We start from the raw sequence: 25835 nt of genomic DNA, 5'->3' as shown, positions 1-25835 counted from the left end.
GTCGCAGCGTGCGCCTCGGCCGGGCACCGGAGCCCCGGGCGCCCGGCCGAGCTGCCGTCGGGCGCACCATGGGCGTCACCTCGGCGGCCCCGGCGTGCTCGGCGAGGAGGTCCACCATGCGGGCACCCACCCCCGACGGGTCGGGTCCCGCGGGGAGGGAGCGCCATGACCGCGAAGCCCTTCGCCGACCGCACGGCCGCCGGCCGCGCACTCGCGGCCCGGCTGGTCGACTCCGCCACCCCGGACCTCGTCGTGCTCGGCCTGCCCCGCGGCGGGGTCGTGGTCGCCGCGGAGGTCGCCCGGGCGCTGGGCGCGACCCTCGACATCGTGGCGGTCCGGAAGCTCGGCGTGCCGTGGCGGCCGGAGCTGGCGATGGGCGCGGTCGCCGCCATCGGCGAGGAGGTCGAGACGGTGCGCGAGGAGCGGGTGCTCAGCCGCGTCGACGTGGACGACGAGGCCTTCAGCCGGGCCCGCGAGCGGGAGGTCGCGGAGCTGCGCCGCAGGGAGGCCGCCTGGCGGGGAGACCGCCCGGCCACCCCTCTGGCCGGGCGGCCGGTCGTCGTGGTGGACGACGGCCTGGCCACCGGGTCGACCATGCGCGCCGCTGTCGCCGCCGCCCGCCGGCAGGGCCCCGCCCGGCTCACCGTCGCCGTGCCGGTCGCCTCACCGTTCGCCTGCCAGCGGATCGCGACCGAGGTGGACGAGGTCGTCTGCCTCTGGGCGCCGGCGTCCTTCGCGGCGGTCGGCCAGGGCTACGACGACTTCCGCGCCACCACCGACGACGAGGTCCGGGAGGCGCTGGCCCGCTCGGTCACCGGTGGAGGGTCGTGAGACCGGGTAGAGGGCGGGGATGAGCGAGCACCTGGCCGCCGACGTCGTCGTCGAGCGCCTCCGGCAGTGGGGCGTGCCCCGGGTGTTCGGCTACTCGGGCGACGGCATCAACGCCGTCATGGGCGCGCTGCGCCGGGCCGGGGAGCCGGAGTTCGTGCAGGCGCGGCACGAGGAGGCGGCCGCGTTCATGGCCGTCGGGCACGCGAAGTACACCGGCGGGGTCGGCGTCGTCCTGTCGACGCAGGGCCCCGGCGCGGTGCACCTGCTCACCGGCCTCTACGACGCCAAGCTCGACGGCGTCCCGGTCGTCGCGCTCATGGGCCAGCAGCAACGCACGGCCCTGGGCTCGGCGTACCAGCAGGAGATCGACCTGCTCGGCCTGGTGAAGGACGTCGCCGCGCAGTACGCCCAGACGGTGACGACGGCCGAGCAGCTGCCGCTCGTCCTCGACCGGGCGTTCCGCACCGCGCTGGCGACCCGCTCCCCCACGGTCGTCGTGCTCCCCCACGACGTGCAGCAGCTGCCGGCCCCGCGACCCGACCAGGAGCACGGCGTGGTGGTGACCGCGCCGACCTGGCGGCAGGGGCGCGTCCTCCCCCACGACGAGGACCTGCGCGCCGCCGCGGACGTGCTGAACGCCGGGCAGCGGGTGGCCCTGCTGGTCGGCCAGGGCGCCCGGACCGCGCGCGAGGAGGTCCTCGCCGTGGCCGAGCGGCTGGGTGCGGGGATCGCCACCAGCCTGCTCGGCAAGCCGCACGTCGACGAGACCCACCCCCTCGCTGCCGGGGTCATGGGCCACCTGGGGACGACGGCCAGCGGCGTCGTGCTCGGGTCCTGCGACACCCTGCTGATGGTCGGCACCAACGACCCGTGGACGGAGTTCTACCCGCCGCCGGGGCAGGCCCGCGCCGTGCAGATCGACCTCGACGGCCGGCACCTGGGCGACCGCTACCCGCTCGAGGTGCCGCTGCTGGGCGACGCCGGTGAGACGCTGGGCGCCCTCCTGCCCCTGCTCGAGGAGCGCGGCCAGACCCCGTGGCGGGCCGAGGTGGAGGGCGCCGTCCGCTCCTGGCGGGAGCTGTCCCAGCAGCGGGCGCGGACGCCGGCCGAGCCGGTCAACCCCGAGCTGGTGGTGGCCGAGCTCAGCCCGCGGCTGCCCGCCGACGCGCAGGTCGCCGTGGACGTCGGGTCGGTGACCTACTGGTATGCCCGGCACCTGCGGCTGCCCCAGGGCGTGCCGGCCCACCTGTCGAGCACCCTGGCCTCGATGGGCTGTTCGGTCCCCTACGGGCTGGCCGCCAAGCTGGCCGAGCCCGGCCGGCCGGTGGTGGCGCTCAGCGGCGACGGCGCGATGCAGATGCTGGGCAACGCGGAACTGGTCACCGTGGCGCACCGCTGGCAGCAGTGGGCCGACCCGCGGTTCGTCGTCTGCGTCCTGCACAACCGCGACCTCGCCGAGGTCACCTGGGAGCAGCGGGAGATGGAGGGCGACCCCCGGTTCGACGCGAGCCAGTCCCTGCCCGACTTCCCCTACGCCGGCTACGCCGACCTGCTGGGCCTCACCGGCATCCGGGTGACCGACCCCGGGGAACTCGGCCCGGCCTGGGACCGGGCGCTGTCGGCCGACCGGCCGGTCGTCGTGGAGGTCCTGGTCGACCCCGACGTGCCGCTGCTGCCGCCGTTCCCGGCCGGCGAGGCGAAGCTGGAGTCCTTCCGGACCGGGCTGGCGCAGGAGGGACCGTCCGGCGAGCACGCCCGGCAACTGCTCGACACCTACGCCGAGCAGGAGCGGGACGCGGCCCGCTGACCGCCCCGGCCGGGGCGTCCTGGCGGCAGCCGCCGGCCCGCCAGGACGCCCCGGGTGGGGACCGCAGGCGTCACGGTCGACCCTCGGGGTACCGCCACGTGCACGGACCGAGCCCGACGAGAGGACCGCCATGACCGTTGCCGGACAGATGCTCGAGACCTACCCGAAGGACCTCGGCGGGGTCGACCGGGAGAGACTGCGCGCCTGCATCGAGGCCTGCGTCGAGTGCGCGCAGGCGTGCACGGCCTGCGCCGACGCCTGCCTGAGCGAGGACTCGGTCGCCGAGCTCACGAAGTGCATCCGCACCAACGCCGACTGCGCCGACGTGTGCGACGCCACGGGCAGGGTGCTCTCCCGTCACACCGGTTACGACGCCAACCTCACCCGCGCGGTGCTGGAGGCCTGTGCCGCTGCCTGCAAGGCGTGCGGCGGCGAGTGCGCGCGCCACGCGGAGATGCACGAGCACTGTCGCGTCTGCGCGGAGTCCTGCCGCCGCTGCGAGCAGGCCTGCCGCGACCTGATCGGCTCCCTCGGCTGAGCCCCCGGCCCCGTCCCGGACCCCACCCTGAGCCCGCGGGGGTGCGGAGGACGGGGTCCTTCCTCATTCCGGCATGCGCAGGATCGGCTTGACGACGGCGCCGCTGTGGGAGGCCTCGACGGCGTCGGAGATCTGGTCGAGCGGGAAGTACTCGACCAGCCGGTCGAACGGGAACCGCCCCTGGGCGTAGAGGTCCATCAGGGCGGCGATGAGGGCCTGGCCGTGCCCGCTCCCGCCCAGGGTCCCGCGGATGGTCTTGCCCCACAGGGTGCTCAGGTGGTCGGCGCTGAACTCCGCCCCGGCCGGCGCGCCGCCGATGAGCAGCGCCGTGCCGAGCATGCCCACCGAGTCGATCGCCTGCCGGACGACGGAGACGACGCCGGTGCAGTCCAGCGCGGCGTCGGCCGGGCCGCCGCAGATCTCCTGGACCGCCTGCACCGGGTCGGTGTCGGTCGCGTCGACGGTGTGCGTGGCACCCAGGTCGGTGGCCACCCGCAGCCGGCCGGCGTGCCGGTCGACGGCGATGATCGTCGTGGCCGCGGAGTTGCGGGCGGCCATCACCGCGGCCAGGCCGACCGTGCCGGCGCCGTAGACCACGATCGAGCTGCCCGGCTCCGGCCGCAGGGTGTTGAAGACCGCGCCCGCGCCGGTGGCCAGCCCGCACGCCAGCGGCCCCATCAGCTCGACCGGCAACCCCTCCGGGACGGGCACCAGGGAGGAGGCGGTGGTCATCGAGTAGGTGGCGAACGACGACTGGCCGAAGAAGTGGCTGGCCAGCGGCCGCCCGTCGACCGTGCGCAGCGCGGACGGGCCGTCGAGCCGGTGCCCGCCGCCCACCAGCTCGCCCATCCGCAGGCAGTAGCGCGGCTCCCCGGCGGCGCAGTTGCGGCAGTCGCCGCAGTACGGCCAGCCGAGGACGACGGCCTGTCCCTCGCGGATCCCGGTGACGCCCTCCCCGACCGCGACGACAGTGCCCGCGCCCTCGTGGCCCAGCACGCCCGGCAGGGGGAAGGGCAGGTCGCCGTCCCGGGCGATGCCGTCGGTGTGGCAGAAGCCGGTGGCCGCCACCTTCACCAACACGTCGCCGGGACCGGGCTCGTCGAGTTCGACGTCCTGCACGACGAACGGGCCGTGCAGCTCCTCGACGACGGCGGCGGTGATCCTCACGCGGGTCCTCCTCGGTTCAGCGGGCTTCCTCGGCGGCGGCGGCCGGGACCTCGACCGGCCACCCGCCACCGGCGGACTGGGTGAGCACGCGGGAGATCCCGCGCGCCGCGGCCCGCACGCCCGGGGCGGCGGACCGGACGGCGGCCGGGGAGTCCCCGCGCACGACGACGGACAGCGCGGCGACCACGCTGTCCCGCAGGACGATGGGGGCGGCGACCGACACCGCGTCGGCGGTCACCTGGCGGTCGCTGATCGCGAGGCCGGCGCGCCGGACGTCGGCCAGCACCCGGCGCAGCTCCCGCGGGTCGGTGATGGTGTGCGGGGTGTAGCGCTTCAGCGGCGCGGCCAGCACCCGCTCCTGGACGTCGACCGGCGCGTACGCCAGCAGCACCAGCCCCACCCCGGTCGGCGGCAGCGCGAACCGGCCGCCGACCTGGGTGAGCACCATGACCGCGTCCCGGCCGGCGAACCGCTCGACGAAGACGACCTCGACGTCGTCGCGGACGGCCAGCTGCACGTTCTGGTGGGTGACCTCGTAGAGGTCCTCCATGAACGGCAGCGCCGCCTCCCGCAGGCCCAGCCCCCGGGGGGCCAGCGCGCCGAGCTCCCAGAGCCGCAGCCCCACGCGGAAGCGGCCGTCGGCGTCCCGCTCGAGCCCGCCCCACCGGCGCAGCTCCCCCACCAGCCGGTGCGCGGTGGACAGCGGCACGTCGACGACGCGGGCGATCTCGGACAGGGTGAGGGCCGGGCGCTCCCGCGTGAAGGCGTCGAGGACGGCGAGCAGCTTCCCGCCCGACGTCCTCGGCCGGGTCAGCTCGGCGTCGGACACGCTGTTCGGCGGGCTCAGAGGTCCAGGACCAGCTTCGGGCAGGCGGCGCGGGACACGCAGATGAACATCGTGTCGTTGGCCGCCTGCTCGGCCGGGGTGAGCAGTGAGTCGCGGTGGTCGACCTCGCCGTCGAGCACCGCCGTCTCGCAGGTGCCGCAGGTGCCCTCCTGGCACGAGGAGAGCACGGGGATCCCGGCGTCCTCCACGACCTCGAGGATGGACCGGTCCGGCGGCACGGTCAGCGTCAGGCCGCTGGTGGCCAGTTCCACCTCGAAGGAGTCGGCGAGCACCGGCTGGCCCTGCTCCTTGGGGCTGAACCGCTCCAGGTGCAGGCTGCCCTCGGGCCAGGCGGCGCAGTGCTGCTCGACGGCCTTGAGCAGCGGCTCGGGGCCGCAGGTGTAGACCAGCGTGTCCGGCCGCGGCGTGTCCAGGATCTTGGGCAGGTCGATCAGCCCGACCTCGTCCTGCGGGTGCAGGGTGACCCGGTTGCCGGTCGCGTCCTCCAGCGCCTCGAGGAAGGCCATGGACCGGCGGCTGCGCCCGCCGTAGTGCAGCTCCCACTCCGCGCCGGCGGCCTCGGCGGCGGTGAGCATCGGCAGGATCGGGGTGATCCCGATGCCGCCGGCGACGAACAGGTACTTGGGCGAGTCGACCAGCTCGAAGTTGTTCCGCGGGCCGCGCACGTCGATCTCGCTGCCCTCGGTGAGCGCCGCGTGCACGTGCTCGGACCCGCCGCGGCTCTCCGGCTCGCGCAGGACCGCCACCCGCCACACCGAGCGGTCGTTCGGGTCGCCGCACAGCGAGTACTGGCGGACCAGCCCCTCGCGCAGCTTGAGGTCGATGTGCGCGCCGGGCGACCAGGCGGGCAGGTCGGCGCCGGAGGGGTCGCGCAGGTCGAGGACGACGACGCCCTCCGCGCCGGTCGTCCGGGTGGCCACCTGCAGGCGCAGGTCCACCTCGTCGTGCGTGGTGTGCACGGGGTGCTCCGTTTCGCGGCCCCGCTGCAGGGGCCCGCCGCCGGCCTCGTCCCGAGGCCCACCCCGAGCGTGCGAGGGGTGAGGAGGACGAGGGCCTTCGACGGTGGGCCCCTGCAGCGGGGTCCTTCTTCAGACCAGGACGGGGGTGCGTGACCTGATGATCGACGGGTCGGTGACGCGGTGCGCGGGCGGGGGCGGCAGGACGTCGGGCAGCGGCCGCACCGTCGGCCCGCCGGCCGGGTGGTCGGGATGGGCGAGCAGCCACTCCCACATCTCGATCGGGTCCTCGCCCTCGGCCTCGGCGCCGCAGTGACACAGGCCCCGCAGCCGGTCGGAGCCGGGCAGCCAGTTGACCCGCAGCACCTTCTCGCCGACCAGGACCTCGCGCGGCGGGGGCAGGGTCATGCCGTTCCCTCCCGGGCTCGTGCCGTAGACGGCGCTCACCGCGCGGTCGCCACCGGCTGCTCGGCGGGGGCACCGGAGGCCTCGGCGGCCATCCGGGCGATCAGCCGGCGCGCGGCCAGGCCACCGGTGTCGATGTTGATCGACAGCTCCTGGTAGCCGTCCGGCTCCCCGGTGAGGACCTTCTCCAGCACGTCGAGCGCGGTGACGTCCTGGAGGACGACGGTGCGGTTGTTCTCCCGCAGGAAGTCCGAGACCTCCTGGTCGTCGAGCGCGAAGTCGCGGGCGACCGCCCAGAAGTCGTGGGTGGAGTGCTCGGTCTCCGGGGTGATCGCGTAGACGACCTCGACGTGGAAGGCGTCGGGGTCGGTGCCGTCCTCGTTGGGCAGCACGCCGACCGGGGCGATCCGGCTGTGCAGCTTGTACAGGCACGGCGGGGTGTACTCGATGTCCTGCCAGCGGGTGATCCGGCCCTGGATCCCGGTGCTCTTGGCGTAGAAGGGCGGGCACTCGGCGTCGGCCATGTGGCGGCTGACGTAGACGATGCCGGCCTCCTCGTCGACCTCCGTGGTGATCGGCGTCTCGGCGACCTCCGGGGTGCCGATGTAGCCGCCGTGCAGGTAGGTCTCGTGGGAGAGGTCCATGAGGTTGTCGATCAGCAGGCTGGCGCGGGCCTGCAGCGGCTCCATGCCGCTGACCGTCGTCCAGCCCTCCTGGTCCAGCCACGGCGCCCGCGGGATGCGGGTGGTCTCGGCCTTGTCCGGGTCGCCGATGAAGACCCAGACGAAGGAGTCCTGCTCCACCACCGGGTAGGACTTCAGCCGAGCGGTGCGCGGCACGCGCTTCTGGCCGGGGACGGCGACGCACACGCCGTCCGCGCCGTAGGTGAACCCGTGGTACCCGCAGACGACGGTGTCGCCGTTGAGGTGGCTGGGCTTCTCCGACAGCGGGAACCGGCGGTGCACGCAGCGGTCGCTCATGGCGGTGACCTGGCCGGCCTCGGTCCGCCAGAAGAGGATCGACTCCCCGCAGATCGTGCGGCTGAACAGCTCGCGGCCGATCTCGCGGCCGTAGGCGGCCACGTACCACTGGTCCTGGACGATCGACGTCATCGCATGCCTCTCTGCTCGGCTGTCCGGCTCGTACCCACGGTGACTGCCATCACCACCTCCGGGTACACGACTTCCACGATGTGGAAGTTGATGTCCTCGGCGGGTCAGCGCAGGGTGCGCGGGCGCCCGGCCACCCCGGCCGCGCCGGCGAGGACCGTGGTGACCCCCAGCAGCAGCACCAGCGGGGCGACCCACCCGCCGGTGACCGCGTACGCCGCCCCGACGAGCAGCGGCCCGGTGGCGCCGACGCCGTACCCGATCAACTGAGCCATGCCCGACAACCTCCGGGCCGCGGCGTCGTCGGCGGCACGCAGCACGAGGACGGTGAAGGCGAACGCGATCCCCGCCCCCTGCGCGATGCCGCCGAGCGCCGCCCACACGACCCAGGCCCCCGGCGCCACCAGCAGGCCGCCGACCAGCAGCGCCCAGGACGCCGCGACGGTGACGCCGAGGCCGCTCTGCCCACCCGGGCGGCGGCGCCGGGCGAGGACCGCCGGGACCAGCAGGCTCCCCGGGATGCCCAGGATCTGGAACAGCGAGGCCGCCACCGCCCCGGGGCGCAGGCCCTGGCCGAGCTCGTCGAGCAGCAGCGTCGGCAGCCAGGCGGTGATCCCGTAGTACAGGACCGACTGGAGGGCGAGCACCGTGGCCACGGCCCAGGCCACCGGCGAGCGCCAGACCGCCGTGGCCGACCTCGGCGGCGCCGTCCCCGGGACCGTCCCGCCGGCCGGGCGGGGCCCCCGCCCGCGGGTCGCGGTGACCCACAGGGCGGCCGCCAGCAGCGCGAGCACCGCCCAGGCGGCCAGCGCCGTCCGCCAGCCGGTGAGGCCGGCGATCGGAGCGGTCAGCGCGGCCGTCAGAGCGGCACCCGCGCACAGGGCCGCCGTGTAGAGCCCGGTGACCGTGCCGGCGCGCTCGGCGAACTCCCGCTTGGTGACCGCGGGGAGCAGCACGTTGCCCAGGGTCATGCCGGCGCCGACGACGGCGGTCCCCACCAGCAGCAGCGGGGCGCCGCCGAGCACGCGGAGCACCGTGCCCGCGGCGATGGCCAGCAGACCGGCGCACAGGGCCGCCTCGGCGCCCATCCGGCGGCCGAGCCAGGCCGCGGGCGGCGCGAGGACGGCGAAGCAGAGCACCGGCAGCGTGGTCACCAGCCCCGCCACGGTCGGCGAGAGGCCCAGCTCGGCGCGCATCTCCGGCAGCACCGGGGAGACCGCGGCGATCGCGCCGCGCATGTTCATGCCGGCCAGCAGGACGGCGGCCAGCACGAGGCCCCCGCCCGCGGACGGCCGCAGGCCCGCCGGGGAGTCCGGACGGGCCTGCGAGAGGTGCTCCGAGGTCACTCCTGAGGCTTACTCCTGCGGGAGCAGGCCGTCGATGTCGGGCTCGTTGTCGAGCAGGCCGGATTCGACCATGAGCTCACCCATCCGCTCGATCTGCTCCCGGCGCAGGTCGGTGCCGAACTCCTCGATCCGCACGTTGGCCATCGCCCCGGCCGGCGTCTGGAGGAACTCCTCGGCCTCGGTGCGGACCGCGTCGGGGTTCTGGTCGGCCCACTCGAGGGTCTCCTCGAGGGCCGCCGTGAAGTCCTCGACCAGCTGCGGGTCGGACTCGACCAGCTGGCCGGAGGTGAAGAACAGCTGGGTCGGGTGCCCGGGCACCGACTCCTGGCTGGAGTAGCTCGCCACCGGGTGGCCCGACGAGATCAGCTGGGACAGGAAGGGCTCGGGCACCCACACCGCGTCGACGTTGCCGGCCTCCAGGGCCGCGGGCATGTCGGGGAAGGGCAGCTCGACGTACTGGATGCCCGACGGGTCGCCGCCGTCCTGGCGCACCGCCTCGTCGATGGTCAGCTGACCCATGCCGTTGAGGGTGTTGACCGCGATCCGCTTGCCGGCGAGCCCGGCCGCGGAGGTCACCCCGGAGTCCTTGTTCGCCACGACGCCGTTGACGTCGTCGCCCTCGGCGTGCGTCGAGGTCCAGTGGCCGATGACCCGGACGTCGAGGCCCTGGTCGCGGGCCTGCAGCAGCGAGACCGGGTTGCTCGTGGCGAACTCCATCTGGCCGGAGGCCACGGCCGGCAGCAGCGCCGCCCCGCCCTGCCCGGTCTCGATGGTGACCTCGATGCCGCGGTCCTCGAAGAAGCCCTGCTCGATGCCACCCTGCAGGGCGCCGGTGACGGCCACCGGGAGCAGGCCGGCGGTCACCTGGCGCACCTCACCGCCACCGCCCGCCGCCGCGCCGCCGCCCGAGGCGGCCTCGTCGTCGCCTCCCCCGCACGCGGCGAGCGCGAGCGTCGTCGCGGCCAGCACGGGGACCCACTTGCGGAGCATCTGCTCTCCCGATGTCGAGATGAATGACAACCTCAACGGTTGATGTTCGGGATGATGCACGTCACAGCGGCGCAGGGCAAGCCCCCGCGCCCGTCACCCCGACACGGCGACCGCGCGACCGCCGATCAACCGCCCGAGCAGGTCGCGCAACTGCCCCTGCTCCTCGTCGGTGAGGCCCCCGAGCTGTCCCGCGTGCGCCTGTGCGGTCGCGCGCTCGGCCCGCCGCCGCACCTCCCGGCCGGTGTCGGTGGCCACCACCAGCTTGGTCCGCCGGTCACTCTCGGAGGGGCGCCGCTCCACGAGCCCGGCCTCGGTCAGCTCGTCGACGAGGAGGACCACCTGGCTGGGGTCGAGCGCGAGGGCCTCGGCGAGGTCCCGCTGCGACATGCCGACGGCCGAGTCGCAGGCGAGGAGCAGGGCGGAGTAGGAACGCACCCGCAGGCCGTGTTCGGCCAGCGCGGCGTTGGTGGCCCGCACGAGCAGCCCACTGGCCCGGGAGAGCAGGTAGCCGACGTCGTCGGTCAGGGCGGTGCCGTCCATGAGGACCTCCATCGTTGACGACCTCCACGATAGCGGCCTAGCGTCGTGCGTCACCCCCCTTCGGCGAGGGAGCCGCCATGGACACCGAGAACCTGGTCGCCATCGACGTGCACGTGCACGTCGAGCAGGACCTGCACGGCCACCTGTCGATGGACGACGAGCTGCTGGAGGCCGCCGCCGCCTACTTCAAGGGCGAGCCGCACCACCCGACCGTGCCGGAGATCGCCGCGCACTACCGGGCGCAGGACATGGCCGCGGTGGTCTTCACCGTCGACAGCGAGCTGGCCACGGGGCACCCGACGCTGTCCAACGAGGAGATCGCCGAGGCCGCCGCCGCCCACCCCGACGTGCTCATCCCGTTCGGCTCGATCGACCCGGCCCGCGGGCAGTCCGGCGTCCGCGCGGCCCGCCGGCTGGTCACCGAGCACGGGGTGCGCGGGTTCAAGTTCCACCCCTCGATCCAGGCCTTCGAGCCCAACGACCGCCGCGTCTACCCGCTCTACGAGGAGCTGCAGAGCCTCGGGGTGCCGGCGCTGTTCCACACCGGCCAGACCGGCATCGGCTCGGGCCTGCCCGGCGGGCGGGGCATCAAGCTGCGCTATTCCGACCCGATGCTGCTCGACGACGTCGCCGCCGACTTCCCGCACCTGACGATCATCATGGCCCACCCCTCGGTGCCCTGGCAGGACGCCGCGATCTCCGTCGCCCAGCACAAGGCCAACGTCTACATCGACCTGTCCGGCTGGTCGCCCAAGTACTTCCCGCCCCAGCTGGTCCGCGCCGCCAACACCCTGCTCAAGCGGAAGGTGCTGTTCGGCTCGGACTACCCGCTCATCTCCCCCGAGCGCTGGATCAGCGACTTCGCGGAGCTGGACATCCGGGACGAGGTCCGCCCGCTGGTCATGAAGGAGAACGCGGTCCGCGCCCTCGGCCTGGGGAGCTGAGGTGCGCAACGCCGGCCTGGGCTCCTGGCCGGAGCGGCGGCTGCGGATCTCCCCCGACCGCGACGCGATCTGGTTCGAGGGGACGACGACCTCGCACGCCGGGTTCGCCGAGCGGGTGCGCCGCACCGCGGGCGCCCTGGCCGGCCTCGGCGTGCGCAGCGGTGACCGGGTCGCCTGGACCGGCACCAACCACCCCTCTGCCCTGGAGACCCTCTACGCCTGCGGGCAGCTGGGCGCGATCTGGGTGCCGGTCAACGCCCGGCTGACCGCGCCCGAGGCGCAGTACGTGCTCGAGCACTCCGGCGCAGGCGTGGTCGTGCACGGCCGCGACTCCGGGGAGCTGGCCGACGCGCTCCGCGACCGGCTGCCCGGCGTCCGCGCGTGGGTGGCCGCCGAGCCCCCGGCCTCCGGCGGCGCGGAGTCGCTCCCCTACGAGGAGCTGCTGGCGCAGAGCCCGCCCGAGCCGCGCGACGAGCCGGTCGCCCTCGACGACCCGTGCCTGGTCATGTACACCTCCGGCACCACGGGCCGACCCAAGGGCGCGGTGCTCACCCACGGCAACATGACCTGGAACGCCACCAACCAGGTGCTCGGCATGGACTTCGCCGCCGACGAGCGCACCCTGGCGCTGGCGCCGCTGTTCCACATCGGCGGGCTGAACGGCACCGTCAACCCCACGCTGCTGCGCGGCGGCTGCGCGGTCGTGGTGCGCCGGTTCGACCCGGCCGGGACCCTGCAGGTCATCGAGGAGCAGCGGGTCACCTCCTTCTTCGCCGTCCCGACGATGCTCGACGCGATGAGCCGCGAGCCGGACTTCGCCACCCGCGACCTGTCCTCGCTGCGGACCATCGGCGCCGCCGGCGCCGCCGTGCCGATCCCCACGCTGCGGACGTGGCTGGACCGCGGCGTGACCATGCAGCAGTGCTACGGCATGACCGAGGCGGCGCCCGGCTGCACCGCGCTGGACCCCGCCGACGCCGAGCGCAAGGTCGGCTCCGCGGGCAGGCCGCTGTTCTTCACCGACCTGCGCGTGGTGCGCGCCGACGGGACCGACGCCGACGTCGACGAGGTCGGCGAGGTCGTCGTGTCCGGCCCCAACGTCATGGCCGGCTACTGGCGGGACCCCGAGCAGACCGCCGCGGTGCTGCGGGACGGCTGGTACCACACCGGCGACGCGGGCTTGCTGGACGGTGAGGGCTTCCTCTACATCCGCGACCGCTACAAGGACATGATCATCTCCGGCGGGGAGAACGTGTACCCCGCCGAGGTGGAGTCCGCCCTGCTGGAGCTGCCCGGGGTGGTCGAGGCCGCGGTCATCGGCGTCCCGGACCCGCGGTGGGGGGAGACCGGGCTGGCGGTCGTCGTCCCGGCGCCCGGGGCGGCCGAGGACGCCGAGGCTATCCGCGCCGCGCTGCGCGAGCGGCTCGCCGGGTTCAAGGTCCCCCGCTCGGTCGAGTTCGTCGACGAGCTGCCCAAGACCGCCACCGGCAAGATCCGCAAGCCCGACCTGCGGGAGCGGTTCGCCGGCCGGTAGCTCACGGCTGCCGGTAGGCGGCGTCCGGGACGTCGGTGACGAACATGTGCCCCGGGGCGTGGGTGATGGCGAACGGCGGCCGGGACGCCATGAGCGCCGCCTGCGGGGTCACCCCGCACGCCCAGAACACCGGGACGTCGCCCTCGGCGGCCTCCACCGGGTCGCCGAAGTCGGGCCGGCCGAGGTCGGCGATGCCCAGCGACCCCGGCGGCCCCACGTGCACCGGCGCCCCGTGCACCTGCGGCATCCGGGCGGTGACCTGGACGGCGGTGGTCACCAGCTCCCCCGGGACCGGCCGCATCGTGACCACCAGCGGACCGGACAGGCGCCCGGCGGGCCGGCAGTCCCGGTTGGTCCGGTACATCGACACGTTGCGCCCCTGCTCGATGTTGCGCACCGGGACGCCGGCATCGAGCAGCGCGGTCTCGAAGCTGAAGCTGCAGCCGATGAGGAAGGCGACCAGGTCGTCGGTCCACAGGCCGACGACGTCGGTCGGCTCGTCCACCAGCACGCCGTCCCGCCACACCCGGTACCGCGGCAGGTCGGTGCGCAGGTCGGCGTCAGGGGCCAGCACGGTGCGCGGCGACCCGGCGTCGGTGACGTCGAGCAGCGGCACCGGCTGCGGGTTGCGCTGGCCGAAGAGCAGGAAGTCGTAGGCCCAGTCCTTCGGCAGGACGACGAGGTTGGCCTGGGTGTGGCCGGGCGCGAGCCCCGAGGTGTGGACGGCGGACCCGCTGCGGCAGGCCGCCCGGACCTCGGCCGGGCCGGCCAGGGACACCGTCTGCTGCGTCATGGGGCCATGCTGCCCCGCCGTCCCGCTCCCCGCCCTCCCCCGCGATCGCCCTCCCCCGCGATCATGAAGTCCGGGAAGCGACACGCAGGCCATCCCCGGCGCGTCGCGTCCGCAACTCCATGATCGCGGCGAGGTGTCTCGCATTGCCGGGGCCCGGTGGCGGCTCTAGCGTCCCGGGCAGCCGTCCTGCCTGGGAGGACCATGGACCTCAACTCCGACCTCGGCGAGGGGTTCGGCCAGTGGCAGCTCGGGGACGACGACGCGCTGCTCGGGATCGTGACCAGCGCCAACGTCGCGTGCGGCTTCCACGCCGGTGACCCCTCGATCATGCGGCGGGTCTGCGAGCGGGCCGCGGCGGCCGGCGTGGCCATCGGCGCGCAGGTCTCCTACCGCGACCTGGCCGGCTTCGGCCGCCGGTTCGTGGACGTGGCGCCCGACGAGCTGACCGCCGACGTCCTCTACCAGCTCGGCGCGCTGGAGGCCTTCGCCCGGGTCGCAGGCACGCGGGTGCGCTACGTCAAGCCGCACGGCGCGCTCTACAACACGGTCGTCGGCCACGACGAGCAGGCGGCGGCCGTCGTGCGGGCCGTCGTCGAGTACGACCGCACCCTGCCGGTGCTGGGTCTGCCCGGCTCGGCCTGGCTGCGGCTGGCCGCGGAGGCCGGGCTGGAGACCGTGCGAGAGGCGTTCGCCGACCGGGCCTACACGCCGGCGAGGACGCTGGTCCCCCGCTCCCACCCCGGCGCCGTGCTGCACGACCCCGAGGAGATCGCCCGGCGCTGCGTCGCCATGGCCACCGGGGAGCCGATCACCGACGTCCAGGGAGGGGTCCTGCACGTGGACCCGGAGTCGATCTGCGTGCACGGCGACACCCCCGGGGCGGTGGCGATCGCGCAGCGGGTGCGGGCGGCCCTCACCGACGCCGGCGTCGGGCTGGCGCCGTTCGCGGGCTGATGCGGGTCCTGCCCAGCGGCTCGACCGCACTGCTGGTGGAGCTGGACGACCTCGACGAGGTCCTCGGGCTGTACGCGGCCCTCACCGAGGACCCGGTCCCCGGCGTGGTGGACGTCGTCCCCGCGGCCCGCACGGTCCTGCTGGTCGTCGACCCGGCGCGGACCGGGCTCGCCGCGGTCGAGCGGGCGGTGCGGGACGCCCGGCCCCGCCCCGACCGCGGCGGCTCCGGTGAGCGGGTGGAGCTGCCGGTCGTCTACGACGGCGCGGACCTCGCCGACGTCGCCGGGCTCCTCGGGGTGACCCCGGAGGACGTCGTGCGCCGGCACACCGGCACCGAGTGGACGGTCGCGTTCTGCGGGTTCGCCCCCGGGTTCGGTTACTGCACGCCCGACGGCGAGCCCTGGCACGTGCCCCGCCGCGAGACGCCGCGGACGAAGGTGCCCCCGGGGTCGGTCGGGCTGGCCGGGGAGTTCAGCGGCGTGTACCCGCGGGAGTCCCCCGGCGGCTGGCAGCTGATCGGCCGCACCGACGTCGCCGTCTTCGACCTCTCCCGCGACCCGGCCGCGCTGCTGCGGCCCGGCGTGCGCGTGCGGTTCGTGGAGGTGGCGTGAGCGCCCGGACCGTGACCGTGCTCTCCCCCGGCCCGCTGACGACGGTGCAGGACGCCGGCCGGCCCGGGCAGGGTTCCCTGGGCATCGGCCGCTCCGGTGCCTGTGACCGCGCCGCCGCCGCGCTGGCCAACCGGCTGGTGGGCAACGACCCGGGCGCGGCGGTGCTCGAGGTGACCCTCGGGGGCCTGGCGCTGCGCGCCGACGCCGACCTGGTGGTCGTCACCACCGGCGCGCGCTGCGCGGGCGGCGCCGCGCACAACGCGCCGGTGCGGCTGGCCGCCGGTGAGGAGCTGCGGCTGGGTCCGCCCGCGTCCGGGCTGCGCACCTACGTCGGCGTGCGCGGGGGGATCGCGGTCGAGCCGGTGCTGGGCAGCCGCTCCACCGACCTGCTCTCCGGGCTCGGTCCACCCGCCGTCTCGGCCGGGGACGTGCTGCCCGTCGGTCCTCCGGCCGGCGCCATGCCCGGGGTGGACCTGGCGCCGGTCCCCGACCCCGCCGACGGCGAGGTGACGGTGCGGGTGCTCCCCGGTCCGCGCGCGGACTGGTTCGCCGACACCGCGCTGCCCGCGCTCACCGGCACCGCGTGGACGGTGACCGGCGAGAGCAACCGGATCGGCCTGCGGCTGGACGGGCCGCCGCTGGAGCGGGGGCGCACCGGGGAGCTGGCCAGCGAGGGCATGGTCCGCGGCGCGCTGCAGGTGCCGCCGTCCGGGCTGCCGGTGCTCTTCCTCGCCGACGCCCCGGTGACCGGCGGTTACCCGGTCCTCGCCTACGTCGCCGACGAGGACGTCGACCGGTGCGGCCAGCTCCGCCCGGGCCAGGCCCTGCGGTTCCGGGGGGCGCCTCTCGGCAGATGAGACACTGCCCGGCGTGGGACGGGTGGCGACGGGCGAGTCGGTGCTCTCCCGCGCCGTCCGGATCCTGGCCGCCTTCTCCGCCGACGAGAAGGAACTGCAGGTGTCCGAGATCGCCCGCCGCACCGGGCTGCACGTCGCCACCGCCTCCCGGCTGATCGCCGAACTGGTCGGCCACGGCCTGCTCGAGCGGGGAGCCGACCGCCAGGTGCGGGTCGGCGTCCGCATGTGGGAGCTGGCCTCCCGGGCCTCGCTGACGGTGTCCCTGCGCGAGGCGGCGATGCCCTACCTGGAGGACCTCCACGCGGTCGTCGGGCACCACGCCCAGCTCGGCGTCCGGGACGGCGACGACGTGCTGTTCGTGGAGCGGCTCTCCGCGCGCGACGCGGTCATCAACTACTCGCGGATCGCCGGCCGGCTGCCGCTGCACATCTCCTCCTCGGGCCTGGTGCTGCTCGCCTACGGCCCGCCGGAGCTGCAGGAGCGGATCCTCTCCCGCCCGCTGGCGCAGCACACGGCGGCCACGATCACCGACCCGGACCGACTGCGGGCCACCCTGGCCGACGTCCGCCGGCAGGGCTTCGTCGTCACGCCGGGGCACGTCCACCCGGACGCCGCGGGGGTCGCGGTGCCGGTGCGCAACGGCCTGCAGGAGGTCGTCGCGGCGCTGTCGGTGATCGTGCCCAACGACGGCCGGGCGATGACGCAGGTGCCGGCGCTGCTGGCGGCGGCGCGGGGCGTGACGCGCACCCTCTCGGCCGGGCCGCTGGCCCGCCTCTCCCGCTGAGTCTCACTCTTCGAGAGAACGCTGGGGCGGGCTGTGAGCCGGGTCGCATGATCCGCGTCACGTCTGCGGGCCCGGATGGCCCGCGGAGCACCGAGAGGAGATCTCCTTGTCCCCTGCGCCCGGGGTCCCCACCCCCCACGGACGCCCCCGCTCCCGCCTCCGCCGCACCGGCCTGGCCCTGGGCTGCGCGCTCACGCTGGCCCTGGCCGCCTGTGGCTCCGACGACGGCGGCGAGGAGGCCTCCGGCGGCGCCGGCGGCACCACCGCGATGACCGTCGGCTACTTCCCGCTGGTGCACACCGCCAGCGCGGTGCACGCCGACGAGACCGGCATCTTCGCGGAGCAGGGCCTCGACGTGACCCTGGAGCAGACCGCCGGGGGCGCGCAGGCCATCCCGTCGCTGATCGCCGGCGAGTACGACATCACCTACGGCAACTACACCTCGGCGCTGCTCGCCGCGCAGCAGGGGCTGCCGGTGCGCATCATCGCCGGCAACGACGTGGGCGCCGACGACCACGCGATCATGGTCGCCTCCGACTCGGCGTACCAGTCCCCCGCCGACCTGGCCGACGCCCGGGTGGCGGTCAACAACCTGCAGAACATCGGCACCGTGGCGGTCAACGCCGTGCTCGAGGACGCCGGGGTCGACGTCTCGACGATCCAGTTCCTGGAGCTGCCCTACCCGGACATGGCCGCGGCGCTCGACGCCGGGGACGTCGACGCCATCTGGCAGGTCGAGCCGTTCCAGGCCGCCGCCCTCGCCGGCGGCGCCCGGGTGCTCTTCCCGCTGTTCAGCGGCCCGGTGGAGGACATGCCGGTGGCGGGCTGGCTGACCACCGAGCAGTACGCCCAGGAGAACCCGGAGGCGGTCGAGGCCTTCCGCGCGGCGATGGCCGCGTCGATGGAGCAGCTGCAGGGCGACCGCGAGCGGCTGGTCGAGCTGGTGCCGACCTACACCCAGGTGCCGGCCGAGACCGTCCAGCAGGTGGCGCTCCCCGAGTGGGACGCCGAGGTCGACGAGGCTCAGCTGCAGGAGATGGCCGACCTCATGCTCGAGTACGGGATCATCAGCGAGGAGTTCGACGTCCAGACCATGATCGCCGGGTGACGGCGAGCGAGGAGCGGACCGGCGCGCGGAACCCGGCCCGGGTCACCGCCGGGTGACAGCGCCGGGAGCATCGCAGCGAGCGCCAGCGAGCGAGGAGCGGACCGGCGCGCGCAACCCGGCCCGGGTCACCGCGGAGTGACGCCCTCTGACGGCCCGCGGCTCCCTGCCGCGGGCCGTCAGAGGTGCAGCGCCGGCGGGGGCTCGCCGGCCCACGCGGCGCGCAGCAGCGCCGTCACGCCCTCGCGGGTGACCGGCCGCGGGTTCGCGTAGGGACTGGCCACGGCGAGCTCGGCGATCCGCGGGACGTCGTCCTCGGCCATGCCGAGCTCGGCCAGCGACCGCGGCGCACCCAGCCGGCCGGCGAGCTCCCACAGCGCCCGGGCGGGGTCCGGGACGCCGCCGAGGGCGCGGGCGAGCGCGGCGACCGCCTGCGGGGCGGCAGGCGCGTTGTAGGCCAGGGCGTGCGGCAGGACGACGGTGTGGGTGGGCGCGTGCGGGAGGTCCAGCGTGCCGCCGAGGGTGTGGCACAGCTTGTGGTGCAGGGACATGGTGGTCGCGCCGAGCACCGACCCGCACAGCCAGGACCCGTAGAAGGCCTCGGACCGGGCGTCGAGGTCCCCGCCGTCGGCCACCACCGCCGGCAGCGCCGCGGCCAGGGCGCGCACCGCCTCCTCGGCCATGAGCGCCACCACCGGGTTGGTGTCCGGGGCGTAGAGGCCCTCGACGGCGTGGGCCAGGGCGTTCACCCCGCTGGTGGCCGACAGGGCCGGCGGCAGCCCGAGGGTGAGCTCCGGGTCGTACAGCGCGGCCCGGGGCAGCACCCGCAGGTCGCGGCCGGTGCGCTTGGCCCCGCCCTCGGTGAGGCCCCAGACGGGCGTCATCTCCGAGCCGGAGTACGTGGTCGGGACGGCGAGCAGCGGCAGTCCCGGGTCGAGGGCGAGCGCCTTGCCGAGCCCGATCGCCGAGCCGCCGCCGACCGCGACGCACCCGTCGGCGGACAGCTCGCGGGCACGGTCGCGGGCGCGGCCGGCCACCTCGACGGGCACGTGCATGCGGGCCTCGGCGAGGACGCCCACCGCCTGCTCCCCGAGCAGGTCCGCGACCCGCCGTCCCAGGTCCTGGTGGTTGGGACCGCACACCACGACGACCCGCGAGAGCCCGAGGGCGGCCACCTCCTCGGGCAGCCGGGCCAGGACCCCGGGCCCGAACACCACCCGGGTGGGCAGCGCCTGGTGGACGAAGGACAGGGAGCCGGTCACGCCCCGGCCCCCGCGACCGTCCCGGCGCCCTGCTCCTGGGCAGCGGCCTCGGCGTCGTACCCGTACAGCCAGGCGTTGTGCGCCAGCGGGTCGTCCCCGGCGAACGCGGCGTCGCGCGCCTGCTGCTCGGGGCCGTCGGGCAGGTGGTGGTGGGCCCGGCGGCCGCGGCTGGCCTCCTGGACCCGGGTCCCCCGCGGGACGCGCACGGCCTCGTAGCGCGCGAGGCCGTCGGCCACGCTGCTTCCGGCCAGGCACACCGCCAGCGCGGCGGCGTCCTCGACCGCCTGCGCGGCGCCCTGGGCGAAGAACGGGAACATCGGGTGCGCGGCGTCTCCGAGCAGCACCAGCCGGCCCGAGGTCCAGGTCGGGATGGGCTCACGGTCCAGCAGCGCCCATCGGCCGACCTCACCCGCGGCGGCGATGAGCGCCTCGAGCCGCGGGTCCCAGCCGGCGAACTCCGCCGCGAGGTCGGCCACCCGGCCCCGCGACTCCCACGACTCGACGTCGAAGTCCCCCGCCGGCGAGAACGCGACCAGGTTGACCAGCCGGCCCCCGGAGACCGGGTAGTGCACGAGGTGGCGGCCCGGGCCCAGCCACAGGGTCTGCACCGGCCGGCGGGCCAGGTCGGGTGCGGCCTCGGCGGGGACGAGCGACCGCCAGGCGCAGATCCCCGAGTACCGGGGAGGCCCGGGCTGGGCGACCGAGCCGCGCAGCACCGAGTGGATGCCGTCCGCGGCCACCACGACGTCGCTCGCGACGGCCGTGCCGTCGGCCAGCACGAGGCGGGCCACCTCGTCGTCCTGCTCCACGCCGACCACCCGCCGGCCCAGGTGCAGGGCGTCGGCGGGGACCACCGAGCGGAGCAGGTCGAGCAGGTCGGCGCGGTGCACCACCCAGGTGTCCTCGCCGTACATCGCCGCCGAGTCGGTAAGCTGCTGGCTGAACAGCACCCGACCGTCCTGCCACCGCCGGAACTCCCAGCCGACCTCGAGCCGGACGCCGCGTCCCTCGAGGCCGTCGGACAGGCCGAGCCGCCGCAGCAGGCGCATGAGGTTGGGCGCCACGACCAGCCCCGCACCGATCTCCCGGTACTGGCCGGCCTGCTCGTGCACCGACACCTCGTGTCCCGCCCGGTGCAGGAAGGCCGCCGCGGCCAGCCCGCCGATCCCGCCGCCCGCGATGGCCACCCGCACAGCCGTCCTCCCCTGCTCCCCGACGCCGCGATCCTGCAGTCCGCACCGACCGCCCGGTAGTGCCCTTCCCGCCCGGTCGAAGGCCGATCCTCCGCGATGCGGGCCGGACCGGCCGGACAGAGCCTCGGCCTGAGCCGGACGCGCGCCGGGCCCGGCACCCCGCGACAGGGGTGCCGGGCCCGGACCGCCGGCGTCAGGCCGTGGGCTGGCCGATGACGGCCGGGGCGTGGGTGTCCACCCCGTCCGGGGTCTCCTCGCGCGGCCGGTGGATCTGCGAGTAGACCTGGGCGCGCAGCTCGGCGAACCGCTGCGAGGACCGGGTGTGCAGCTGGTCGCGCTCGTCGGGGAGGTCGATGGTGAGGTCCTGGCGGATCACCGTGGGCGAGTTGGACAGGATGAGCACCCGCTGCCCGAGGTAGACCGCCTCGTCGATGTCGTGGGTGACGAACAGGGTGGTCACCTGGAACTTGTGCCACAGGTCGCGGATGAGGTCCTCGAGGTCGGCGCGGGTCTGCGCGTCGACCGCGGCGAACGGCTCGTCCATGAGCAGCACCTGCGGCTCGTAGGCGATGGCGCGGGCGATCGCCACGCGCTGCTGCATGCCGCCGGAGAGCTGCCACGGGTAGGCGCTGTGCGCGTCCTTGAGACCGACCGCGGCGATCGACTCGTCGACGAGCTCCTTCCGGCGGGCGGCCGGCACCTTCCGCTGCTTGAGCGGCAGCTCGACGTTCTCCCGCACGCTCATCCAGGGGAACAGGCTGCGGCCGTACTCCTGGAAGACGATCGCCATGCCCGGCGGCGGGCCGACGACCTTCTTGCCATCGAGCACCACCGAGCCCGAGGTGGGCTCCAGCAGCCCGGACATGCACTTGAGCAGCGTCGTCTTGCCACAGCCCGAGGGGCCGACGAGGCAGACCAGCTCGCCCTTGTCCAGGGTGAAGGTCAGGTCGCGGACGGCCTCGACCGTGCGGGACTTGCCCTCGTAGACCTTCTTGAGGCCGGTGACCTCGAGCATCGCGTTGCGCCTTCCGTTGGGGGGTTCGAGGGTCGGGGTGCGATCGGTGCGGTCAGCCGGCGCGCTGCGCGCGGCGCAGGCCGTGGTACCAGGCCAGCCACCGGCTCTCGACGATGCGGAACAGCAGGGACAGCAGGAAGCCGAGCAGGCCGAGCATCAGCATGCCCGCCCACATCTCCGGGATGGCGAAGCTGCGCTGCGCCTGGACGATCGCGAAGCCCAGGCCGTCGCTGGCGGCGAACAGCTCGCTGATCACCATCAGGATGATCGCCACCGACAGGCCCTGCCGCAGCCCCGCGGCCATCTGCGGGCTGGCCGCCGGCAGGATCAGGTGCCGCAGCCGGGCCGCGCCGGAGATCCGGTAGGTGCGCGCGGTGTCGGACAGCACGCTGTCGACGGCCCGCACGCCCTCGGCGGTGTTGAGCAGGATCGGCCACATGCACCCGAACGCGATGACCACGATCTTCATCGTGTTCTCGATGCCGAAGACGAGCATGAGGATCGGGACGATGACCGGCGGCGGGATCGCCCGGAAGAACTCGAGCACCGGCTCGAGCAGGTCCCGCAGGCGCTTGTAGGTGCCGATCAGGACCCCGAGGGTGACGCCGACCAGCGCGGCGATGAGGTAGCCGGCCGCCAGCCGCAGCAGGCTGGGCAGGACGTCGTCGGCCAGCCGGGGCCCGAACCACTCCTCGACGAGGCTGTCGATGATCCGGGACAGGGGCGGGAAGTAGAAGTCGGTGCTGCTCGCCGACGTCACCCACCAGAGGACGAACAGCACGATCGGCAGGCCGAAGGTGAAGCCGATCCGGCGCAGGACCTGCATCAGAGGGCGACCTCTCCACGCTGGGACGGGTGCCAGCTCAGCGCCCGTCGCTCGATGAACCGGAACACCAGGTTGACCGCGACGCCGAGGAGGCCGGTCACGACCACGAGGGCGTAGGTCGCGGCGATCGCGCCGCTGCTCTGTGCCACCGCGAGCCGGTTGCCCAGCCCCGGGTTGCCGATGACCAGCTCGGCGGTGACGGCCAGGATCAGCGCGACGGACGCCGACAGCCGCAGGCCGGTCATGACGTAGGGCAGCGCCGTGGGCCAGGTGACGTAGCGGATCCGCGCGAGGAACCCGAACCGGTAGGCCCGGGCGGTGTCCTGGGCGACCGGGTCGACGTCCTGCACGCCGTAGAGCACCTGGATGAGCATCTGCCAGAACGCCGCGTAGACGACCAGCAGCAGCTTGCTCTCGATCTGGGTGCCGAACAGCAGCACGGCCAGCGGGATCAGCGCGACCGACGGGATCGGCCGCAGGAACTCGATGGTCGAGGCGGTGACCTCGCGCAGGATGTGCGAGCTGCCGATGATGATCCCGAGCACGACGCCGGCGACGGCGGCGATGGCCAGGCCCAGGGCCCAGCCCTGCAGCGTGTCCAGCAGCGCGACCCAGAACCCGCCCTGGCCGAGCTGGTCGACCAGCGCGGACCCGATCTGCGAGGACGTCGGGAAGAACTGGCTGGGCAGGACGCCGATGCGCGGCAGCACCTCGAACAGCAGGACGAGGGCGACCAGGCCGATCGTGCCCAGCACGATCGGCGAGCTGCCGACCGCACGCTTGGCCGGGGGCTTGGGTGCGACGCCGGCCTCGGGGTTGTCGGCGGCCGGCTCGTAGACGGTGACGGGCGCGGAGTCGGTCACGGCCGCGTCACCTCCGGTCCGGCGTGCCGACCCCCGCTACGGTGGGCCGGCCCGCCGGGGGCGGTGTCCGCGCCAGGGGCGGCGGACGACTGCGGAGCGGCCGGGGGGACCGCTGGGGTTCGGCGCATCGGCGCTCTCCGGGAGTTCAGGTGGTGGGGGCAGGCAGGTGTTCGCCTTGCGAACCACTGTTCTTCCTGAGCACGGAAACAGGTGATCGGGCTCACCGTCAAGTTCGACTTTCCGGAAGTGACCGCGCCGTGATGGTCAGCACAGAGCTGCTTGCCGAACAGCCGTTCACTCTGCGCACAATGTGACGCGGAGCGCAGTCCTGCGCCCCATCCCAGGAGGAAGCGCGTGGAGATCGCCGACCTGACCCAGGACTCGGCCGTCCTTCCGGCCCGCGACAGCACGTTCGTGCAGTCGCTGGACCGGGGGCTGGCCGTCATCCGGGCCTTCGACGCCGAGCACCCCCGGCTCGGGCTGTCGGAGGTCGCGCGCGCCACCGGGCTGACGCGCGCCGCGGCGCGGCGCTTCCTGTTGACGCTGGTGCAGCTGGGCTACGTGCGGGTGGACGGCCGGGAGTTCTCGCTGCGCCCCCGGGTCCTCGAGCTGGGGTACTCCTACCTGTCCGGGCTGACCCTGCCCGAGGTGGCCGAGCCGCACCTGGAGTCCCTCGTCGCGCGGGTCAACGAGTCCTCCTCGGTGTCGGTGCTGGACGGCGACGACATCGTCTACGTGGCCCGCGTCCCCACCAAGCGGATCATGACGGTGCTGATCGCGGTGGGCACGCGGTTCCCGGCCCACCCGACGTCGATGGGCCGGGTGCTGCTGGCCGGGCTGCCGCACGCGGAGCTCGCCGCCTACCTGCAGCGTGCCGAGTTCACGTCCTACACCGAGCACACGATCACCGACCCGGTGGAGCTGCGCGCCGTGGTGGAGCGGGTGCGGCGCCAGGGCTACGCCGTCGTCGACCAGGAGCTGGAGACCGGTCTGCGCTCGGCCGCGGCGCCCATCCGCAACGCCGACGGCCAGGTGATCGCCGCGCTCAACGTCTCCGCGCACGCCAGCCGGACGTCGATGGAGCAGCTGGAGGACGAGCTCGTCCCCGCCCTGCTGGAGACCGCCCGCCACATCGAGCACGACCTGCTCCGGACGGGGCGCCCGCGCTCGTGACCTCTCCCGAACCGCACCGGTCCGGCCGGTGGTGGGCCTGGCTCGCGCCGGCCGCGGCCCTCGTGGTCGTCGCGCTGTGCCTGCGGGCGCCCTTCGCCGCGGTCGGCCCGGTGCTCGGCGAGCTCAGCGCCGAGCTGTCCGTGCCGACCTCGGCGCTGGCGGTGCTGACCGCACTCCCGCTGGTCTGCTTCGGCGTGGTCTCCCCCACCGCGCCGGCGATCGCCGCACGGATCGGCGTCCACCGCGCCGTCCTCGCCGGCGCGGTCGTCCTCGCCCTCGGGGTCGCGCTGCGCCTGGCCGGGACCTGGGGGCTCTACGCGGGCACGGTGCTGCTCACCGGGGGCATCGCCGTGGTCAACGTGCTCCTGCCGGCCGCCACGCGCGCGGAGTACGGCGCGCGCAGCGCCCCGGTCCTCGGTGCGGTGACCGCCTCCATGGCCCTGTCGGCGAGCCTCGGCGCCGGGCTGGCCCAGCCGCTGGCCGACGCCGCGGGCAGCGCCGTGCGCGGCCTCGCGCTGTGGCTGGTGCCGGTGCTGGTCGCCACGGCGGCCGTGGGTGTGCTGGCCCTGCGGCGGCGGGGCCCGGCCGACACCCCCGCGGCCGCCCGCCTGCCGGTCGCCGCCGTCCTGCGCGACCGCGTGGCGCTCGCGGTCACCGTCTTCATGGGGCTCCAGTCGCTCACGTTCTACGCGATGCTGACCTGGCTGCCCGGCATCCTCGAGGACGACGCCGGGGTCTCCGGGGTGGCCGCCGGCGGGCTGCTGGCCCTCGCCGCCGCGGTCGGCGCTCCCTGCGCCCTCGTCGTCCCCCCGCTGGCCGCTCGCCGGCCCAGCCAGGTCCCGTGGGTGCTCGGCTGCAGCGCGCCGATCCTGGTCGCCCTCGTCGGCCTGCTCGTGGCGCCGGCCGCGGCCCCGGCCGTCTGGGCCGTGCTGTACGGCCTGGGCACGGGGCTGTGCTTCCCGCTGGCCATGACGCTGGTCCTGGTGCGCACCCGCGACGTCGCCCAGACCGGCCGGCTCTCGGCGGCCGCGCAGAGCGTCGGGTACCTGCTGGCTGCCACCGGTCCGCTGGCGGTCGGCCTGCTGCACGACGCGACCGGCGCGTGGCGGCCGAGCCTGGCGCTGCTGCTGGTGCTGCTGGTCCTCCAGGTGGCGACCGGGCTGTCCGCGGCCCGCCCCCGCCTGGTCACCGAACGGGAGCCGGCGGAGGCCACCGAGGCCGCCCCCGCACGATCCTGACCGACGAGACGGGAGAACTGATGGACAAGGTGGTGGGCAGCGCCGTCGAGGCGGTGGCCGACGTGCCCGATGGCGCGGTGCTGGCGGTGGGCGGGTTCGGGTTGTGCGGCATCCCGTACGCGTTGATCGACGCGCTGCTGGAGAAGG

Annotated in this window: 26 protein-coding genes and 1 pseudogene; 13 read left to right on the top strand and 14 right to left on the bottom strand. The window is 75.0% G+C overall.

What is annotated here, in order from left to right; genetic code table 11:
- Window positions 1-165: 165 nt before the first annotated feature.
- The 3 genes from ACI79C_RS23225 (at window position 166) to ACI79C_RS23215 (ending at window position 3176) form a co-directional block, all read left to right on the top strand.
- Window positions 166-831, top strand: coding sequence for a phosphoribosyltransferase (locus ACI79C_RS23225; protein WP_456948059.1), 666 nt, complete (start codon window positions 166-168; stop codon window positions 829-831).
- Window positions 832-850: 19 nt separating this feature from the next.
- The gene (locus ACI79C_RS23220) at window positions 851-2638 is read left to right on the top strand and encodes a thiamine pyrophosphate-requiring protein (RefSeq protein ID WP_456948058.1); all 1788 of its coding nucleotides are present in this window, start codon (window positions 851-853) and stop codon (window positions 2636-2638) included.
- 130 nt (window positions 2639-2768) lie between these two features.
- Window positions 2769-3176: a four-helix bundle copper-binding protein gene (locus ACI79C_RS23215; RefSeq protein ID WP_456948057.1), complete on the top strand. Its 408-nt coding sequence runs from the start codon at window positions 2769-2771 to the stop codon at window positions 3174-3176.
- A gap of 63 nt (window positions 3177-3239) precedes the next feature.
- Here ACI79C_RS23215 and ACI79C_RS23210 read toward each other — a convergent pair whose 3' ends face one another.
- The 8 genes and pseudogenes from ACI79C_RS23210 to ACI79C_RS23175 form a co-directional block, all read right to left on the bottom strand.
- The gene (locus tag ACI79C_RS23210) at window positions 3240-4343 is read right to left on the bottom strand and encodes an NAD(P)-dependent alcohol dehydrogenase (protein WP_456948056.1); all 1104 of its coding nucleotides are present in this window, start codon (window positions 4341-4343) and stop codon (window positions 3240-3242) included.
- A 16-nt stretch (window positions 4344-4359) separates the two neighbouring features.
- The gene (locus tag ACI79C_RS23205) at window positions 4360-5172 is read right to left on the bottom strand and encodes an IclR family transcriptional regulator (protein ID WP_456948055.1); all 813 of its coding nucleotides are present in this window, start codon (window positions 5170-5172) and stop codon (window positions 4360-4362) included.
- A gap of 14 nt (window positions 5173-5186) precedes the next feature.
- Window positions 5187-6089, bottom strand: a pseudogene (locus tag ACI79C_RS23200) (PDR/VanB family oxidoreductase); the annotation flags it as partial.
- Between the two features lie 189 nt (window positions 6090-6278).
- Window positions 6279-6554: a hypothetical protein gene (locus ACI79C_RS23195; RefSeq protein WP_456948054.1), complete on the bottom strand. Its 276-nt coding sequence runs from the start codon at window positions 6552-6554 to the stop codon at window positions 6279-6281.
- 35 nt (window positions 6555-6589) lie between these two features.
- Entirely contained in the window at window positions 6590-7663 is a 1074-nt protein-coding gene (locus tag ACI79C_RS23190; protein ID WP_456948053.1) for an aromatic ring-hydroxylating dioxygenase subunit alpha, read from the bottom strand.
- Window positions 7664-7767: 104 nt separating this feature from the next.
- A complete protein-coding gene (locus ACI79C_RS23185) occupies window positions 7768-9006 on the bottom strand; it encodes an MFS transporter (RefSeq protein ID WP_456948052.1) in 1239 nt (412 codons plus the stop codon).
- 9 nt (window positions 9007-9015) lie between these two features.
- Window positions 9016-9996 carry an ABC transporter substrate-binding protein gene (locus ACI79C_RS23180; protein WP_456948051.1) on the bottom strand — a complete coding sequence of 327 codons (981 nt, stop codon included), beginning with the start codon at window positions 9994-9996 and terminating at the stop codon, window positions 9016-9018.
- 93 nt (window positions 9997-10089) lie between these two features.
- Window positions 10090-10536 (bottom strand): MarR family winged helix-turn-helix transcriptional regulator, encoded by a 447-nt coding sequence (locus ACI79C_RS23175; RefSeq protein ID WP_456948050.1) that lies wholly within the window; start codon window positions 10534-10536, stop codon window positions 10090-10092.
- Window positions 10537-10613: 77 nt separating this feature from the next.
- On the opposite strand from ACI79C_RS23175, the gene ACI79C_RS23170 reads away from it, so the two are divergent.
- Window positions 10614-11480 (top strand): amidohydrolase family protein, encoded by an 867-nt coding sequence (locus tag ACI79C_RS23170; protein WP_456948049.1) that lies wholly within the window; start codon window positions 10614-10616, stop codon window positions 11478-11480.
- 1 nt (window position 11481) lies between these two features.
- A complete protein-coding gene (locus tag ACI79C_RS23165) occupies window positions 11482-13014 on the top strand; it encodes an acyl-CoA synthetase (protein WP_456948048.1) in 1533 nt (510 codons plus the stop codon).
- Window position 13015: 1 nt separating this feature from the next.
- Here ACI79C_RS23165 and ACI79C_RS23160 read toward each other — a convergent pair whose 3' ends face one another.
- Window positions 13016-13807, bottom strand: a complete 792-nt coding sequence (locus ACI79C_RS23160; RefSeq protein ID WP_456948047.1) for a putative hydro-lyase — start codon at window positions 13805-13807, stop codon at window positions 13016-13018.
- A 201-nt stretch (window positions 13808-14008) separates the two neighbouring features.
- On the opposite strand from ACI79C_RS23160, the gene ACI79C_RS23155 reads away from it, so the two are divergent.
- The 5 genes from ACI79C_RS23155 (at window position 14009) to ACI79C_RS23135 (ending at window position 18121) form a co-directional block, all read left to right on the top strand.
- Entirely contained in the window at window positions 14009-14761 is a 753-nt protein-coding gene (locus tag ACI79C_RS23155; RefSeq protein ID WP_456948046.1) for a LamB/YcsF family protein, read from the top strand.
- On the top strand, window positions 14761-15372 hold the full coding sequence (locus ACI79C_RS23150; RefSeq protein ID WP_456948045.1) for a 5-oxoprolinase subunit B family protein: 612 nt from the start codon (window positions 14761-14763) through the stop codon (window positions 15370-15372). Before ACI79C_RS23155 ends, ACI79C_RS23150 begins: the two co-directional genes overlap by 1 nt.
- The gene (locus ACI79C_RS23145) at window positions 15369-16229 is read left to right on the top strand and encodes a 5-oxoprolinase subunit C family protein (protein ID WP_456948044.1); all 861 of its coding nucleotides are present in this window, start codon (window positions 15369-15371) and stop codon (window positions 16227-16229) included. The genes ACI79C_RS23150 and ACI79C_RS23145 overlap by 4 nt, the downstream gene beginning before the upstream one ends.
- 13 nt (window positions 16230-16242) lie before the next feature.
- Window positions 16243-17013, top strand: a complete 771-nt coding sequence (locus ACI79C_RS23140; protein WP_456948043.1) for an IclR family transcriptional regulator — start codon at window positions 16243-16245, stop codon at window positions 17011-17013.
- A gap of 106 nt (window positions 17014-17119) precedes the next feature.
- Complete coding sequence (locus ACI79C_RS23135) at window positions 17120-18121, top strand: ABC transporter substrate-binding protein (protein ID WP_456948042.1); 1002 nt, start codon at window positions 17120-17122, stop codon at window positions 18119-18121.
- A 176-nt stretch (window positions 18122-18297) separates the two neighbouring features.
- Here ACI79C_RS23135 and ACI79C_RS23130 read toward each other — a convergent pair whose 3' ends face one another.
- From ACI79C_RS23130 to ACI79C_RS23110, 5 genes are all read right to left on the bottom strand, one after another.
- Window positions 18298-19380, bottom strand: a complete 1083-nt coding sequence (locus ACI79C_RS23130) for a maleylacetate reductase (RefSeq protein WP_456948041.1) — start codon at window positions 19378-19380, stop codon at window positions 18298-18300.
- Window positions 19377-20567 (bottom strand): FAD-dependent monooxygenase, encoded by a 1191-nt coding sequence (locus ACI79C_RS23125; RefSeq protein WP_456948040.1) that lies wholly within the window; start codon window positions 20565-20567, stop codon window positions 19377-19379. Before ACI79C_RS23125 ends, ACI79C_RS23130 begins: the two co-directional genes overlap by 4 nt.
- Window positions 20568-20766: 199 nt before the next feature.
- Window positions 20767-21588, bottom strand: coding sequence for an ABC transporter ATP-binding protein (locus tag ACI79C_RS23120; RefSeq protein ID WP_456948039.1), 822 nt, complete (start codon window positions 21586-21588; stop codon window positions 20767-20769).
- Between the two features lie 52 nt (window positions 21589-21640).
- On the bottom strand, window positions 21641-22414 hold the full coding sequence (locus ACI79C_RS23115) for an ABC transporter permease (RefSeq protein ID WP_456948038.1): 774 nt from the start codon (window positions 22412-22414) through the stop codon (window positions 21641-21643).
- Window positions 22414-23277 carry an ABC transporter permease gene (locus ACI79C_RS23110; RefSeq protein WP_456948037.1) on the bottom strand — a complete coding sequence of 288 codons (864 nt, stop codon included), beginning with the start codon at window positions 23275-23277 and terminating at the stop codon, window positions 22414-22416. The genes ACI79C_RS23115 and ACI79C_RS23110 overlap by 1 nt, the downstream gene beginning before the upstream one ends.
- 354 nt (window positions 23278-23631) lie before the next feature.
- Between ACI79C_RS23110 and ACI79C_RS23105 the strand changes: the two genes are divergently transcribed.
- The 3 genes from ACI79C_RS23105 to ACI79C_RS23095 all read left to right on the top strand — a co-directional run.
- Complete coding sequence (locus tag ACI79C_RS23105; RefSeq protein ID WP_456948036.1) at window positions 23632-24450, top strand: IclR family transcriptional regulator domain-containing protein; 819 nt, start codon at window positions 23632-23634, stop codon at window positions 24448-24450.
- The gene (locus ACI79C_RS23100) at window positions 24447-25688 is read left to right on the top strand and encodes an MFS transporter (protein WP_456948035.1); all 1242 of its coding nucleotides are present in this window, start codon (window positions 24447-24449) and stop codon (window positions 25686-25688) included. The genes ACI79C_RS23105 and ACI79C_RS23100 overlap by 4 nt, the downstream gene beginning before the upstream one ends.
- A gap of 20 nt (window positions 25689-25708) precedes the next feature.
- On the top strand, window positions 25709-25835 hold a 127-nt coding region (locus ACI79C_RS23095), incomplete at its 3' end, for a CoA-transferase (protein WP_456948071.1).

Source organism: Geodermatophilus sp. SYSU D00697, assembly GCF_054050175.1.
The sequence above is the reverse complement of the archived record's forward strand: the minus strand, read 5'-3'. Positions and strand labels throughout refer to the sequence as shown.